This is a genomic window from Acidovorax sp. GW821-FHT09B03, assembly GCF_059418305.1.
On the sequence record NZ_JBWKPP010000003.1, the window covers coordinates 262,955 to 279,029 of the forward strand.

Genomic DNA, 16,075 nt, shown 5'->3' on the forward strand with positions numbered 1-16,075 from the left:
TAGTCGGCCTGGGCGACCTGCCCCGTCCGTCATTTGCGCGCCCCCAAAGAAAAAGGCCCCGAAGGGCCTTTTTTTGTCTTCGAAAGGCTGCGCCTTTACCAGATCTTTCCTTTGCTGATGAAGGAACCATTGCTGTTCTTGTAGCCGAAATAGATTTCGACGTTGAATGCACGCAAGTCATCAGTCGTCAAGTCGAACGACGGCGAGAACTTGAGGCTGGTTGCTGAGGGGATCTGGCTGGAGTACGCAACCGTCTCGGGATTCGGCAAGACCAGTTGGGCCCACGAGTCGGCCTTGCGGAAGAACCAGACGTCCGTCGTGAAGAAGAGGCCATTGGCAGGAATGCGCGCGGCAATCCAGACACTGGTCTTTTCACTGGCGGCCACCGCGGTACTGGTCTGCTCCAAGGTGATGTCGAGCTTGAGGGGCTGACCGGCCGCTGACACCATGGTGGTTGTAACCGCCCCAGCCGTAGGGGCGGGAGTCGTCGGCGTCGTCGGAGTCGTAGGGGTGGTCGGCGTCGTCGGAGTCGTGGGGGTGGTCGGCGTCGTCGGAGTGGTCGGCGATGCAGCATCCACGGGATCCGGGAACGGGCTGGTGGTCCAGGAAATCTTGGCGTAACCGGCCGCATACTTGGGCATGTCCACGTCAATGGCGCCCTGGTAGTCGTAGAGCGCGGCGCCGCTCAGCTGGCGCACATAGAGCCACTTACCTTGGTCAGTGCTGCTGCGGTTGGCATCGAGCTGGCCGCCCACGAAACGCAGGGTGCCGCCACCATCGTGCACGACGAAGTGGTCGACATCTTCATTGACCAGGCGCCCAAACGAGGTGTCGATGCGCTCATTGACCTGGGCAATCGAGTACTCGGAAGCGCTCAGGGGTGCGACGCGGGTTGGCTCCTTGCCGTAGCGCAGCACGAAGGCCGACTGGGTGCCTTGGGCAGCATAGCCCGAGAACAGGAATGAACGGGAGCCTGCGGGGATATAGACCTTGAACTCCTGGCTTTGCATCTGGAAGCCAGTGAACTCGGGAAGGGAAAGGGAACCACCACCAGGGAAGGCGCAGCCGCCGGTGCCAAAGCCGATTGCGCAACCTGTCACACCCGCAGGATCGTACTGCGCCTTGAAGCCCACCTTGGTATCAAAGGGGTAGACGAAGGTGCCGGGTGCCGGAGGAAGGGCGATTTTGTGCGCAGACTGGTGCATCGACACAAAATTCGCGGCCTGGGCGAATGTGCCCATTGCAGCCAAAAAAATAACAATTAGATACCGCATTGCATCCACCCAAAAAAAAAAGGCCGCGAGCTCTCGCCGGCGGCCTTTTTACTAAAGTCGCAACTTCTTAGTTAGAAGGAGCGTAGTGCCACGTGACTTCTGGGCCAATCGTGTTGATGTAGGTAACGATGCCAGGACCGCCGGACTTGCCCAGGTTCACAGAAGGAGCCGAGGTTTGGCCAACGGAAACCGTTGGGTTGGCGTAGCGGACGTTAGCCCAGCCAGCGGTGAACGAACCCACGCTGATCTGGCTGCCGAAAGCCAGCCAGTCGTGTTCGAACACGCTGGTGACCGATGCGGCAGGCAGAGGCGAGATGTTGAACGCTGGGCCGGTGATGCGGTTTTCGCTGTAGTCGAACACGTCGGCGGAGATAGCGACCTTCGTGGCGAAGGGGTACTGGCCGCTGATGACGTTACGGTACGTCAGCTTCGTGGGGAACGTGAAGGAGACCAGCGAAGACTGGCTGCCACCAACAACGTAAGGCACGACGAACGAGGTCTTCCACAGTGCGTCTTCGATGTCAGCAACCGTAGCTTGCGAACGTGGAGCGCCCAAGCTGGAGTCAACACCGATGTTTTGCTTGATGCGGTTGTTGTAGTCAGCCAGTGCCAGGGTAGGCAGCGAAGCGTTTTGGCCGTTCAGCGGGTTGGAGATGGTCAGGAAACCAGCCAGCACGTTAGGCGTGTTGGTGTCGGCAACCACAGCTGGAGCGGCGTCAAATGCAGCCTTGATGGCAGCCTTGGACACGCCAGGAGCGTTAGGAGCGATGTCGAATGCTTGCGATTCGATGATCGTGATGTAACCAATGTTGGTCAGAGGCGAACGGCCTTCGCCAGCACCGCTCACGATCACTGCTGGGGTAGCAGCGGACGCGAAGTTGTTGGAGTTAGGCAGCAGGATCGAATCGTCGCTGGACGTCACGACCGAGCGGGTCGTTTGGCCATTGGCACCGGCAGCTTGGCTGGCCAGGGTACCGACCCACACGTCGCCAGGCGACAGGTAGATCAAGAAGTCAAGACGTTCTTCGGAGCGCTCGTTGTCGTGAATCACGACCTTGGCAACCACGGATTGCGTCAGGCTCGTGTTGATAACCTTCAACTCACTTTGCCATCCCCCACCGATGAAATACGAGGGAGCGACCAGCAAATCACCCAAACCAGCGTGATTCACGGTCACAGCGTTTGCAGCACCAGCAGCGAGCATGGCGCCCATTGCTACAGCAAGAAGTTTCTTCTTCATCACAGATTTCTCCATAAAAATTAAAAAAAGCACCTGAGCAAGCCCACACTCATAGCTTTACAAGTTTACACCAGATACTTCAACAATCCGCCCCGCGTACACAATCTAGACAAGCGGACTCTATGGACTGTTGATTCGCATCCTACACAATCGCCCCCCGGTTTGAGCAGGGGGGCGTAGATAAAATGTGTTTGGTGTCACAACTAGGGCGATGGATGTTGCAGCTCTGCAACAAGCGCCCGTTGTCCTTTTCCTGCGCCCGACACGGCAAGCCTGCGGCCTGCCCCCTCGCCACACAGTGGGCCAGCGGCACGACCATCCTGACAGCCCGGGAGGCGTTCTGCCCGACCTTGCAGGCGATCCATGCCACGGCCCTATCATCAACGCGACTTCAGGACGGAGTCGAGGTTGACGTGCTTCCACTGCCCGTCCACCTCCAGCCAGATATCGGAGTCGCGGACCGTGACATCGGCCTTCTTGCCGGTCGGATCGGCCAAGGCCCTCTCCACGTCGAGGATGACATGCTTGCCATCCAGGGTCACATCATGCACCTTGAAGGATTTCAGGGTCCAGGCCTTTGCGTGGTAGTCCGCATAGAACTTTGCATCCGTCCGGCCGGGGTCGATCCCATGCTCCAGCTCGTAGCGCAGGCCCCAGTTGCGGTCCAAATGGGCTTGCCAATAGCGCTTGAAATTGGTAAGCACGCCCATCTGCGCCAGCTTCGACTCCAGAGCCGCAGACTCGAAAACGACGTTCAGCGGCTTGGACTGGGTCAAGGCCGTACTCGGCGCGGCTGTCGCGCTGCCTGCCGGCTGCGAGGTAGCGCAACCGGCCAGCCATGGCAACACCGCAAGCATGGCAGCGGCAAGCGTGATGTTTTGTGCAAAATTCTTCATGCGTGTCTCAAGATAGTGTGGAAGTTCAATGAGTTGCCGGTGGGCGACTCGTGGGGGATACAGGCTCCTGCAGCGCGTGAAAGAGCACCAATGGGATATGGGCGACCTGCTGATAGTTCACATTGACGATGCGGCCCGCACCATTTCCGCGCAACGCCTCGGCCGCCAGCAAAACGAACGGCGCCGAGACCGCGAACGAACTGTCGGTCTGCGGAACCGGCGCGCTCTGACAACGCACGGGAGGCATCACATCGTCGCGCCCCAGGACGGCATCGTAGTCTGCCATGATGGCCTCTGTGCCAGGACGCATCTTGGCGAGCGTGAACATCTCCTGCAGGGCATTGAAGGAGAGCGTGGTTCCTTCGTGCAGCACCAGTCGGTACTGGCCGCGCCAGGGGTACAAGCCCTCAGGATCGGTCCGGGTAACGATGGTCAGCCGTGAATCCAGCCGGGCAAAGTCCTCCATGGCCCTGCGCACCGCAGGTGACTGATCGGGGTGGCCCAGCAACAGCAACTCCCAGCCCGAGTAAGTTTGGCGCACCAGCGAGAAGAAGGTGGCGGTGAGCGCCGCCACATCGAATGGCCGCACCACGGCCGAGACGAAGGGTGCAGCCACCGCCTGGGCGGGGGCTGCCTGAGCGCTCTGCACCGCGCCTGCACCAGACAATGAGCGCCAGCCATCGCGCATGAACCGCCACATGCCTGGCGGCACCACGGCGCGCACCATGTTCTTGGCATGGAACAGGGCATGCGCCCGCCGCCCGGCACTCAGGGGCGCCTCTTCGCCGGCATCGGCGATCAGGCGGTAGTACTGCGCCATATAGCGCGACTGGTCGTTGGCGAGCAGATGGTGCTCGCGCACCGTGGTCAGCTCCGAGCGCAGGCGCTCCAGGTCCGTGCGCGCGGCGGCCAGCTTGCGGTCCAGATCCGTGGCCACGACCGGGGACACGCCCTCCATCGCAGGGGATGCGGACGACGGCAAGGTCTTGGGCGGGTTGATCGCACGAATCGAAACCCCTGCCGCCAATGTCCGCAGGTGGTGTTCAGGCAGCGCGCCGAGCGCATCCATGATGGCGGCGTCCTGCGGCTGGGCAGCACCCGTGCCGGAGCGCTGCAACGCATCGACCACCTCGCCCAGGGGCGTGGTGCGCAGCAGCGCCGCCGCATCGGCGGGCAGGCGGTCCAGGTAGACGCCCAGGAACCAGCTCAGCGACCACCGCGGGTGCTGGTGGGGCTCCACCCCGCTCCAGCGCAAGTCGAACTCGCGGAACCACTCGCGCAAGCCCGTCTCGGTCGCGTTGTAGAAGTGGTGGGGATAGCCATGCTCCGGCTGAAGGAAGGCGGTGTCGATCTTGACCACCCCACCCGGCTTGAGTACGCGGCGGATCTCCTCGACCGCAGCCTGGGGGTACTGCAGGTGCTCAAACACCGCTTGGCTGATCACCGCCCCAAAAGTATTGTCCCGGAACGGCAGCCGGTCGGCGGAGCCGACCACGTCGGTCATCGGGTAGCGGAAGATGTCGATCTGCACCACGTTGTCCCAGCGCTGCAGCTTGCCGCCTGCGCCCAGGTCCAGCACCCATTCGTCCCGGTGCTCTTCGATGATCCTGAGCGATTCCAGGCTGTAGGGGTGGCGCGAGACCGGATCGTCCACCGATGCCTCGCCCGTCCCCGCCTCCTCGATGGTTTCCGGCAACAGCACGGGCACCCCATTGCGCAGCGGGTAGGCCGTGCTGCACCCACCACACACCATCCGGCTCTCATGCTGGTTCAGTCGTGAGCCGCAACGCGGGCAGGCAAGCAGCGGCAACAGGGAATCAAGTCGGCTCATACGATGGATTCAAGGAAGGAAACGGTCACGTGGCAAAGGGTGGCGACGAGCGCCGCGTCAGACAACCCGGGGAGGCCAGGCCAGCGAGAAGTCTTCGGCGTCGATGGTCAGGTTGGGGTTGTAACAGGGGTCGTTGGCCAGCAGGGCGGGCCAGCGGGTCTGCAGGATCTTCACTTCCGAGTTGAACCGCTTTTGCTTCTCCGGCGTGTCCTCGTAGCCGCGCGAGACCGACTCGTGGTGGATCAACTCGGCATACGGCGTCCAGTGGTTGCGGTAACCTGCTTCACGCACACGCAGGCAGAAGTCCACGTCGTTGAAGGCCACGGCCAGGGTTTCATCCAGGCCGCTCACCTCTTCATAGATCGACTTGCGCAGCAGCAGGCAGGCCGCCGTCACGGCCACGAAGTCCTGCGCCAGCACGGCGCGACCCATGTAGCCGTGCTGGCCGCGCGCCAGCAGCTTGTGCGCATGCCCCGCCACGCCGCAGACCAGCACCACGCCCGCGTGCTGGATGCGGCCATCGGGGTACCACAGCCGGGCGCCCACGCAGCCCACGCCGGGCTCCAGGGCCGGGCCGACCATCTCGTCGAGCCACTCGGGGTGGGTGGCCTCGATGTCGTTGTTCATGAGCAGCACGAACTCGCCGCGCGTGGCCTCGTGTACCGCCCGGTTGTTGATGGCCGAGAAGTTGAACGGGCCGTCGTCGCGCAGCACCCGGATCTGTCCCGAGGCCGTGCGCTCGGCCAGCAGTTGCAACGAAGCGGCTTCGTCGCTGCCGTTGTCCATCACGATGATTTCGTAATTGGGATAGCGGGTCTGCACCAGGCTGTCCAGGCACTGGCGCAGGATCTTCTCGCCATTGCGGGTCGGGATGACGATGCTCACCAGCGGCGGGTTGGCCGGAATGCCCCAGCGCACGCGGTACATGCCCGAGGCCTCGGGCGCCTCCAGCACCTCGCCCTGCAGGCCGCGGCGCTGCAGGTGCTCCTGCAGCGCCCGCCGGCCGGCCTCGAAGGCATAGCTCTTGTTGCCGTGGCCCGAGGCCGTGCTGCCGGTTGCCGTGCGCCAGTGGTAGAGGATCTGCGGCACATGGAGCACGGCGGTCGCGTCCACGCTGTCGATGGCGCGCAGTGCGAGGTCGTAGTCCTGCGCCCCTTCGAAGCCCACGCGTGGGCCGCCGAGTTCGCGCATGAAATGCGCGTCGTAGACCGCGAAGTGGCACATGTAGTTGTGCGAGCGCAGCAGGCCCAGGTTGAAATCGGGCTTGAAGTAGGGATCGAAGCGCCGACCTGTCTGGTCGATCTTGTCCTCGTCGGAGTACAGCACCTTGCCCTGCGGGTTGCGCGCAAAGGCCTGCATGGCGCGCAGCAGCGCATGCGGCGTGAGCTCGTCGTCGTGGTCGAGCAGGGCGATGTACTGGCCCTTGGCCAGGGCTATGGCCGTGTTCGTCGCCGCCGAGATATGCTGGTTCTTTTCGTGGAAGGCCAAGCGGATGCGGGGCTCCTCGGCGGCTGCCGCCTCCAGCAGCGCGCGCGTGCCAGCCTTGGTCGATGCATCGTCGCAGATGCACAGCTCCCAGTGCGGGTAGACCTGGTTCTTCACCGAGGCAATGGCGCGGCCCACGTCCTGCGGATCGGGGTTGTAAACCGGCATGATGATGGAGACCAGCGCCTTGCGCGGCAGGTCGGCCGCCTCGGCCACCAGGCGCGAGAGCTTGACCGGGTCCATGGTGTCGTATTTCGCCACCCAGTCGGCATAGCTGCGTGGTGCGGCACCGGGCACGGCGTCCGGCATGGGCGCCCCGGTATCCAGGGCTTCCGACCCATGGCCAGAGCCATGCAGCATGCGCCGCAGGCGCTGGCGCACGCCCTGCACACCCTGGGTGCGCAGGACCGACACCGTGCGCTTGACCAGGTGCGGCAGGCCCACACCCCGGCTGCGGGCCACCGAATAGGCCGCCACGACGCTCCGGGCGTAGCGCGGCAGCCGGACCACCAGGCGCAGCGGGCGGGTGATCTTCCAGGAGCGCGAGCCCGTCACCAGGCGCAACTGGTGCTGCGTGCCGTCCAGCATGGTCTGCAGGTTGTGCGCATGGTTGCGTGCCAGGGCGATCTCCGCCCCCAGGGCGGCGGCAGAAGCCTCCAGGGAGCCGATGTGCGCCTGGGCATCGGTGTACAGGCTCAGCACGTTCGCGCCATGCTGGTGGGCCAGGTCCCGCTCGCGCACCACGGCATGGAGTTCCACGATGGTGGCATCGCGCTCCTGCTGCACCACGTCGCGCGCGGCGCAGGCCAAGTCATGCGCCTCGCCCAGGTGGTGCGCATCCTGGCGCGCCTTGTCCGCTGCCTGCATGGCGTCCATGGCGCGCTGCTGCTGGTCCATCAGGTCCTGCGTCAGCCGTTTCACGTCCTTGCCGCGTTCGGCCAGTTGCGACAGCACGCTGCGCCGCGACAGTGAGCGCGTGACCAGCTCCTCGAAGGTCTGCTTCGACTGCAGCACCTGCCACTTGGCATAGAGCTGCGCCGTGGCATCGGCTGCGCGCTGGCGATCGGCCTGCACGCCCTCGCCTGCCCCGGCATGGATGCGGTAGGCCGCCGAGACGCCGGGTACAAATTCGAACGGCGTGCGGCTTTCCACCTGCAGCCAGAAGTCCCAGTCCTCGTACAGATCGAAGCGCTCGTCGAAGGCCGCGCCGCCGGCCTGCACCAGGCTGCGATGGAACAGCACCGAGTGAATGGGCATGAAGTTGCCGTAGCGCAACTCGCCCGAGGCGTAGGGGAACTGGAAAATCTCGCCCACCGGCTCGCTCTTCGCATCGACGCACTCCACCGCCGTGTGCACCGCCTTGACCGTGGTGCTCTGGCGTACGGCCAGCACCAGCTTGGCGATGTGGTCCGGGTAGAACCAGTCGTCGTCGTCCAGGAAGATGAGGTATTCGCCCGTGGCCGCCGCCATGCCGGCATTGGCCGCCAGCGCGCGGTTGAGCTTCTTGCCCTGCGACACCAGGCTCACGGGCACCGGTCCCCCGGCCCACTGCGTGCCGGGCAGGCCATCGCCGGCAGCATCCACCAGCACGATGTCCAGGTGCGGGTAGGTCTGCAGCGCCACGGAACCAAGCGCCTTGGCCAGCGTGGGCCGGCCCATGGTGCGCACGATGACCGATACCAGCGGCATGTCCTGCGGGAGCACGGCCACGCCGCGGCCCAGCAGGCGCTGCTTCTCGCCCTCGATCAGCAGCGGGCCGCCGGCGCGCAATTCAGCCGAGGTGTAGCTTTCGAAGGCCTCGGCATACTCCGCGGCCGGGAACAGCGTGAGCGCGCGGAAGCGGTTGAGCGCGGAGATGAAGCTCGCATAGGGCAGCTTCTTCTCCTGGCTGGCAAAGACCTGCATGGCCTGCTGCTTGAGCGCCCACACAGGGGTGATATCCAGCAGCCGATTGGGCCGCAGGGGGGCACTTACTTCATACAGGTGCAGGCTCACGCCTTCCAGGCGGCGCACCGCCTCCAGGGCGCTCAGGGCCGTTGCGCGGTGGTCGGGGTGCAGCTCCCAGGGCGAAGGGGCGTACACCGCATCGGCACCGGTTTCGGCGATCACCTGGGTGATGCGGCCCACCAGGGCTTCGCCGTAGCTGATCTCGCGGTCCGGCAGGCCCCAGCACTGGGGCGGCGGCAGGCCCAGCACGCGGGCCGCCTCAGCGCTTTCAGACAGGCGGGTTTCGGCATAGCCTTGCCCGGCCTCGCCCTGCTCTCCGTGGCCGCCCGCCGTCAGCAGGATCACCTGGACGGAGTGCCCGGCCTGCAAGTGCCCGGCGATCGCACCGCCGCATCCGAACACCTCGTCGTCTGGGTGGGGCGCCAGTACGAGCACGCCACCTGGGGCAGGAGGCACAGGGGAGGCGTGGTAAGGAATGATCTCAGCCTCGCTAGGGTGCATGTTGTGCATTCAGATCAGGAAAAGGAACGTGGGGACAGTCTGGAGCGCGTGGAAACCGGGTGCATCCGCAAAAAAGGCGCACACACGACAATGCGCAGCCTTCGTTGCCGAAGGGCCGCGGCGGTTGCCAGGGCTGAGACCAGGTCTGTGGGATTTTTTGCCAGCCGACCGCCTGGGCGGGCTGCTGGGCAGGTCTGCAATTCTATATTCTGTCGTATGCAGCTCTGATCGTGCGCAAATCCGTTCCGATGCAACGGATTGTTGCCCTGCCAATCGATTACAACGGCTGTTTTTTGCGCAGCAGCGTGATCGCGGAGACACCCCGCCTGCCTTCAGGGCGTCACACGCGCGAGCGATCCTGGGCATCGGGCCGGCCCACCAGGCCCTGCCAGCCGCCGCGCCCCACCGCCGCCCAGCGCGCCAGCCGCTGGTCGGGCAGCAGCGCCTGGAGTGCCACCTTGCGCAGCAGCGGCGCGACCAGGTGCCTGCGCCAACCTGCCGGAACCTCGCGCGAACGCAGCAGCCACAAGGCATTGCGCACCTGGAAGTACACACGCGCCGGCGCATGCGCGAGCACCCTGCGCCCCAGCACCCGAACGCCCGCCCGCCCAATGGTGTGCACCATCGCCACATCGCCGGTCTGCACCACCACCAGGCCGCGGTGCCGCGCGCGCCAACACCACTCGGTGTCAACCAGGTCGATGAACCAGTCGGCGCGAAACGGCCCCACAGCAGCCAGGGCCGGCGCCGCGACCAGGCAGCCGGAAGTGATCACATGGTCCACCGCTGCGGCCGGGCCAGGCACCAGGGCACTGGACGCCACCAGCCCCCCCCGCCCATCCACCCGGGTCACCGGCAGGGGCGCGCCCGTGGCTTCATCCACCACGGCCGCGCCCAGCGCCGCCCAGGTCGCATCGGCCTCGCGCGCCCAGATGCCCAGCAGCTGCGGCACATAGCCAGGAGGTGGCAGGGAGTCCTGGTCGAAGCTCAGCAGAAAATCGTAGCCCTCCGCCAGCACACGTCCTCGTGCGATCTCCAGCGCAGCGCCCATGCCCAGGTTGCGGGGCGCGCGGTACCACTGCACGCCCTGCATCTGATTCCAGGGGGCGGCCTGCGGGTCGATGGTCTGGCCGTTGTCGATGACGAGCAGGCCCGCCACGTCCGGCAGCAGGCGCTCGATCAGGGCCGCCAGCCGGTCCGCCTGCGGCAGGTAGGCGACCACGCAAGCCAGCACACGCGGGCTCATGGCGTGCCGCCCCCGCTGCGGACGGTGTCTGCGCAGCACAGCGCCTCGTAGGCGTCGGCGATCGCCTCCCAGCGGTAGCGCGCCGACTGCACCAGTTGCGGCCCCGGCACCCAGGCCGGCAGCGCCGGGTGCTGCAGCTGCGCCATGAGCGACGGCACGTCGGCAAAGTAACCGCACCCACCCGCCAGCGTATGGCGGTTGAAGCTGCAGTCGAAGGCGAGCAGCGGCCGACCATAGGGCAGCATTTCCACCAGGGAAGGGTTGGTGCCCCCCACGCTGTGGCCGTGCAGGTAGATGTGGCAGCAGGCGCGCAGGGCGGCCAGCGCCCGGGGGTCGAACAGCGAGTCGATGAACCGGATGCGCGGCTCGCCCTGGTAGCGGGCCTGCAGCTCGCGTCCGAGCGGCGTGCCGCCGAAGTTGCCCACCACCACATACTGGGGCTGGGGCGAGGCCAGAAAGGCCTGCAGCATCTCGGCAATCTGGTTCTCGGGCTCGATGCGGGCCACGGTCAGCAGGTAGCCGCCCGGTGCCAGGCCGAAGCGCTCGCGCACCAGGGCCTGGGCCTCGGCTGCGGGCAACTGCTGCACATGGTCGCAGCCATAGGCAATCACGGTGCTGGCGCGGCCGTACCGGGCCTGCACCATCTCGGCGATGGCCTGGTTGTCGCTCACCACCACGTGGGCATGGCGCACGGCCAGGGCTTCACTGCGCGCCAGGAACCAGCGCTTGAAACCGGTCCACTTGTCGCGCCGGGTCTCCAGCCCGTCCACATTCACGATGATGCGGCGCCGGCCAGCCAGGCGCCGCAGCCAGGGCATGAAAATGCCGCCCGAGACACCCATCACCAGCATGGCATCCGACTGGCGCCAGCAGAGCAGGAAGTTGAGCAGGTCGTACGGCACGGACCACAGGCCGTTGGCACGCAGCGGCAGGTAGCGGTGCACCAGACCCGCCTGGGGAACCGCCCGCTCTGTGCGCCCGACCGAGGAGCCGAACACCTGCACGGCATGGCCACGCCGGGCCAGCCGTGGCGCCAGTTGCTCCACGCAGGTCTCGAACCCGCCGTAGCGGGCCGGCATGCCATCGGTGCCGATGACGGCGATGCGCAGTGCCTTGGCGGCCGCACCCTTCACGGCCTGGCACTCCCATGGGCAGGGCGCAGCAATTGCAGCAACAGGAAGATGCCCAGGGCCCGCCGCCGCAGCGTGGGTGCCGACACCAGGGCATGGAAGGCCAGGTGCAGGGCCGTACGCAGGCGGCTGTGGCCGGCCCAGGGCCGAGACAGCCACACCGGCCCCGCTGCTGCGCTGGCAGCGGGCACCAGCCCTGACGAGGGGGCCCGCGCCCAGGCCATGGCCTGCACCAGCACGCGTTCGGCCAGCTGCATGCCGCGCTGCAGCTGCTCACCCAGCCGGCGCTCGCGCGATGCCCCCAGCAGGTTGGCACCGTGCTGCCGGTACAGCGACAGGGCTTGCGGCACATAGACCAGGCACTGCATGCGCTGGGCCACCAGGGCCACGGCCCAGTCGTGCATCACATAGGCATCCTGCCCGGGCAACCGGGCCATCAGCGCCAGAAAGTCCCCGGAGAGCAGCAGCGTGTGCCCGACCACCGGGTTGGTCAGCAGCAACCGTCGGGGATCGAGGTCGCGCGGCACGGCGTACGGGTTGCCGGTGTAGAAGCTGGGCTGCAGAGGGGCGAGCGCCTCGTCCACCACCTGCACGTCATGGAACAGCGCCCAGGGCCGGGGCCTGTGGGCCGCTGCCTCCAGCATGGCAGCCACCTTGCCGGGCAGCCAGACGTCGTCCTGGTCGGCCAGGAAGATACTGTCTGCCGCATCGACGCGGGATGCCAGATAGCCGATGGCACGCAAGAAGGACATCGCCGGCCCGGGAGCGTCGCCGAGCCAGTGCAGCTCAAGGGGGGCGCCCGGCTGGGACGCCAGCTGGCTCAGCACGGCCCGCGTGCCGTCGTCGGACGCATGGTCGAAGACGTGGATCACGTCCACGGCGCGGGACTGGGCGCGGACCGAGGCAATCTGCTGCGCAATGAAGCGGGCCCCGTTGTGGCTGCACAGGAGCACATGCAGGGTCATGCCGGACTTTTCAGGTGCGCCAGGGGCCGCCGTCAGCGGGTGGCGGCAACAGCAGCGAAGACTTCCGCGTTCTCCAGGGTCAGGCCCTGCTGGTCCTTGGCCGACAGCAGCGGGTTGGCGCCGATGTCGGGCCATTCGATGCCGATGGAAGGGTCGTTCCAGATGATGCAGCGCTCGTGCGCCGGCGCGTAGTAGTCGGTGGTCTTGTACAGAAACTCCGCCGTCTCGCTGAGCACCAGGAAGCCGTGCGCAAAGCCCGGCGGCACCCACAGCTGGCGGTGGTTGTCTTCGCTCAGCTCCTCACCGACCCACTGGCCGAAGGTGGGCGAGCCCTTGCGGATGTCCACCGCCACGTCGAACACGGCACCACGCACCACGCGCACCAGCTTGCCCTGGGGCTGCTGGACCTGGTAGTGCAGGCCGCGCAGCACGCCGCGAGCGCTGCGGCTGTGGTTGTCCTGCACGAAATCGTGGTCGGTACCGGTCGCCTCGTTGAAGGCGCGCTGGTTGAAGCTTTCGAAGAAGAAGCCGCGCGCATCGCCGAACTTCTTGGGTTCGATCAGCACGACGTCGGGAATGGCCAGTCGGGTTGCTTGCATGGAATGAATTTCAGGGAATCAGTAGATCTTTTCTTTGAGCACGCGCATCAGGTACTGGCCGTACCCGTTCTTGGTCAGCGGCTGCGCCAGGCGCTCCAGTTGCGCGCTGTCGATCCACTGGCAGCGCCAGGCGATCTCTTCGGGGCACGCGATCTTCAGGCCCTGGCGGTGCTCCAGCGTGGCGATGAACTGGCCGGCTTCGAGCAAGCTCTCGTGCGTGCCGGTATCGAGCCAGGCGTAGCCCCGGCCCATGATCTCCACGTTCAGCTGGCCGCGCTCCAGGTACAGCCGGTTGAGGTCGGTGATCTCGTACTCGCCGCGGGCCGAAGGCTTGAGGCCCTTGGCCAGCTCCACCACCTGGTTGTCGTAGAAATACAGGCCCGTCACCGCATAGCTCGACTTGGGGACCTTGGGCTTTTCCTCCAGCGACAGCACCTTGCCGTTGGCGTCGAACTCGGCCACGCCGTAGCGCTCGGGGTCGTGCACATGGTAGGCGAACACGGTGGCGCCATCGGTGCGCTCGGCCGCGCTGCCCAGCAGTTCGTGGAAGTCGTGCCCGTGGAAGATGTTGTCACCCAGCACCAGCGCGCTGGGCGCTCCCGCCAGGAAAGACTCGCCGATCACGAAGGCCTGCGCCAGACCGTCGGGGCTGGCCTGCACCGCATACTGCAGGTTGATGCCCCACTGGCTGCCATCGCCGAGCAATTGCTCGAAACGCGGCGTGTCCTGCGGGGTGCTGATCACCAGGATGTCGCGGATGCCCGCGAGCATCAGCGTGCTCAGCGGGTAATAGATCATGGGTTTGTCGTACACCGGCAGCAATTGCTTGCTGATGGCCAGGGTGGCCGGGTGCAGCCGGGTTCCGGAGCCTCCGGCGAGGATGATGCCTTTGCGTGCCGTCATGGGGTATTTTTCAGAGAATCTCGGTGAGCATGCGCGCCACGCCGGCCTGCCAATGCGGCAGGGTCAGGCCGAAGGTGCTGCGCAGCTTGGTGGTGTCCAGGCGCGAGTTGTGCGGGCGCACGGCTGGCGTGGGGAAGGCGCTGGTCGGCACGGGAGCGACTTCCTTGGCGACGATCTTTTCACCCACCGGGTGCTTCGCGGCCAGGGCCAGCACGAACTTCGCGTACTCGTTCCAGTTCGTCTCGCCGGCTGCGACCAGGTGGTACAGGCCCGCGTCCTCGGGGTGCCGCTGCAGGTGGCGAATGGCGTGGGCCGTCACATCGGCCAGCAGGTCGGCACCGGTCGGTGCGCCCCACTGGTCATCGATCACCGTCAGGCGCTCGCGCTCCTGGGCCAGGCGCAGCATGGTCTTGGCGAAATTGCCGCCGCGTGCGGCGTAGACCCAGCTGGTGCGCAGGATCAGGTGCTTCGCGCCGGACTGGGCGATCAGCTGCTCGCCTTCGAGCTTGGTACGGCCGTAGACGCTCAAGGGGGCGGGTGCATCGGACTCCACCCAGGGGCGGCTGCCGCTGCCATCGAACACGTAATCGGTGCTGTAGTGCACCAGCCAGGCGCCAAGCTTCGCGGCCTCCTGCGCGATGGCGCCAGGGGTCGTGGCGTTCAGCGTACGGGCGAAGTCGACCTCACTCTCGGCCTTGTCCACGGCGGTGTGGGCCGCGGCGTTGACGATGACGTCGGGGCGCAGGGCGCGCACCGTTTCGGCCACGCCAGCAGGGTTCGCGAAGTCACCGCAGTGCTCGGTGCTGTCGAAGTCCAGCGCCGTGACCGTACCCAGCACGGACAGGCTGCGCTGCAGTTCCCAGCCGACCTGGCCGCCCTTTCCGAAGAGCAGGATGTTCATGCGCTGGCGTCCGCAACGGCTGCGGGCTCCTGCGCATACTGGGTCTGCACCCAGTCACGGTAGGAACCGGTCTGCACGCTGGCCACCCAGTCGGCATGCTCCAGGTACCACTGCACGGTCTTGCGGATGCCGGTGTCGAAGGTCTCGGCGGGCTTCCAGCCCAGCTCGCGCTCGATCTTGCGCGCATCGATGGCGTAGCGGCGGTCGTGGCCCGGGCGGTCCTTCACATAGGTGATCTGGGTGCGGTAGCTCTGGCCATCGGCGCGGGGGCGCAGCTCATCGAGCAGGCCGCAGACCATGTTCACGATCTCGATGTTGGGCTTCTCGTTCCAGCCGCCCACGTTGTAGGTCTCGCCAGGGGCGCCGGCTTCCAGCACGCGGCGGATGGCGCTGCAGTGGTCCTTCACGTAGAGCCAGTCGCGCACCTGCATGCCATCGCCGTACACCGGCAGGTTCTTGCCGGCCAGGGCGTTGACGATCATCAGCGGGATCAGCTTCTCGGGGAAGTGGTAGGGCCCGTAGTTGTTGCTGCAGTTGGTGGTGAGCACCGGCAGGCCGTAGGTGTGGTGCCAGGCGCGCACCAGGTGGTCGCTGGCGGCCTTGCTGGCGCTGTAGGGGCTGTTCGGCTCGAAACCGCGCGTCTCGGCGAATGCCGGGTCCGTGGGTGCCAGCGATCCGTACACCTCGTCGGTGGAGACATGCAGGAAGCGGAACGCCGCGCGCTCGCCCTCGGGCAGTGCGCTCCAGTGGGCGCGCACCGCCTCCAGCAGGCGGAACGAACCGACGATGTTGGTCTGGATGAAGTCCTCGGGCCCGTGGATGGAGCGGTCCACATGCGATTCGGCCGCAAAGTTGACCACCGCACGCGGCTTGTGCTCGGCCAGCAGGCGGGCGACCAGGGCGGTGTCGCCGATATCGCCCTGCACGAAGACATGGCGGGCATCGCCCTGAACGCTGTCCAGGTTGTGCAGATTGCCCGCGTAGGTGAGCTTGTCGAGGTTGACGACGGGCTCGCTGGAGGCAGCGAGCCAGTCAAGAACGAAGTTGGCGCCGATGAAACCCGCGCCGCCGGTAACCAGAATCATAGGGTGGGCTGTGTGAAATGCCTGCTCGGCAGAACCCGCGATTATCCCACCCCGCCCGGTTACCCGGTAACA

Annotated in this window: 12 protein-coding genes; all 12 read right to left on the bottom strand. The window is 66.1% G+C overall.

Going from position 1 to position 16,075, the window contains the following annotated elements:
- Positions 1-95: 95 nt before the first annotated feature.
- The 12 genes from AC07PA_RS07590 to rfbB all read right to left on the bottom strand — a co-directional run bounded on the left by AC07PA_RS07590 (position 96) and on the right by rfbB (position 16,003).
- Positions 96-1,241: a hypothetical protein gene (locus tag AC07PA_RS07590; protein ID WP_494608328.1), complete on the bottom strand. Its 1,146-nt coding sequence runs from the start codon at positions 1,239-1,241 to the stop codon at positions 96-98.
- 100 nt (positions 1,242-1,341) lie between these two features.
- The gene (locus tag AC07PA_RS07595; RefSeq protein ID WP_007851946.1) at positions 1,342-2,514 is read right to left on the bottom strand and encodes a hypothetical protein; all 1,173 of its coding nucleotides are present in this window, start codon (positions 2,512-2,514) and stop codon (positions 1,342-1,344) included.
- Positions 2,515-2,894: 380 nt separating this feature from the next.
- Complete coding sequence (locus AC07PA_RS07600; RefSeq protein WP_494608329.1) at positions 2,895-3,410, bottom strand: hypothetical protein; 516 nt, start codon at positions 3,408-3,410, stop codon at positions 2,895-2,897.
- 25 nt (positions 3,411-3,435) lie between these two features.
- Positions 3,436-5,220, bottom strand: coding sequence for a methyltransferase domain-containing protein (locus tag AC07PA_RS07605; protein WP_494608330.1), 1,785 nt, complete (start codon positions 5,218-5,220; stop codon positions 3,436-3,438).
- A 78-nt stretch (positions 5,221-5,298) separates the two neighbouring features.
- Entirely contained in the window at positions 5,299-9,129 is a 3,831-nt protein-coding gene (locus tag AC07PA_RS07610; RefSeq protein WP_494608331.1) for a glycosyltransferase, read from the bottom strand.
- Between the two features lie 385 nt (positions 9,130-9,514).
- Positions 9,515-10,420, bottom strand: coding sequence for a glycosyltransferase family protein (locus AC07PA_RS07615; protein WP_494655366.1), 906 nt, complete (start codon positions 10,418-10,420; stop codon positions 9,515-9,517).
- Complete coding sequence (locus AC07PA_RS07620) at positions 10,417-11,553, bottom strand: DUF1972 domain-containing protein (RefSeq protein ID WP_494655367.1); 1,137 nt, start codon at positions 11,551-11,553, stop codon at positions 10,417-10,419. Before AC07PA_RS07620 ends, AC07PA_RS07615 begins: the two co-directional genes overlap by 4 nt.
- Positions 11,550-12,515: a glycosyltransferase gene (locus AC07PA_RS07625; RefSeq protein WP_494608333.1), complete on the bottom strand. Its 966-nt coding sequence runs from the start codon at positions 12,513-12,515 to the stop codon at positions 11,550-11,552. The genes AC07PA_RS07620 and AC07PA_RS07625 overlap by 4 nt, the downstream gene beginning before the upstream one ends.
- A 32-nt stretch (positions 12,516-12,547) precedes the next feature.
- Positions 12,548-13,114, bottom strand: coding sequence for a dTDP-4-dehydrorhamnose 3,5-epimerase (rfbC, locus tag AC07PA_RS07630; protein WP_007851962.1), 567 nt, complete (start codon positions 13,112-13,114; stop codon positions 12,548-12,550).
- A gap of 18 nt (positions 13,115-13,132) precedes the next feature.
- Positions 13,133-14,017 (bottom strand): glucose-1-phosphate thymidylyltransferase RfbA, encoded by an 885-nt coding sequence (gene rfbA, locus AC07PA_RS07635; RefSeq protein WP_007851963.1) that lies wholly within the window; start codon positions 14,015-14,017, stop codon positions 13,133-13,135.
- Positions 14,018-14,027: 10 nt separating this feature from the next.
- Entirely contained in the window at positions 14,028-14,918 is an 891-nt protein-coding gene (rfbD, locus tag AC07PA_RS07640; RefSeq protein ID WP_494608334.1) for a dTDP-4-dehydrorhamnose reductase, read from the bottom strand.
- The gene (rfbB, locus tag AC07PA_RS07645) at positions 14,915-16,003 is read right to left on the bottom strand and encodes a dTDP-glucose 4,6-dehydratase (protein WP_145694723.1); all 1,089 of its coding nucleotides are present in this window, start codon (positions 16,001-16,003) and stop codon (positions 14,915-14,917) included. Before rfbB ends, rfbD begins: the two co-directional genes overlap by 4 nt.
- Between the last annotated feature and the right edge of the window lie 72 nt (positions 16,004-16,075).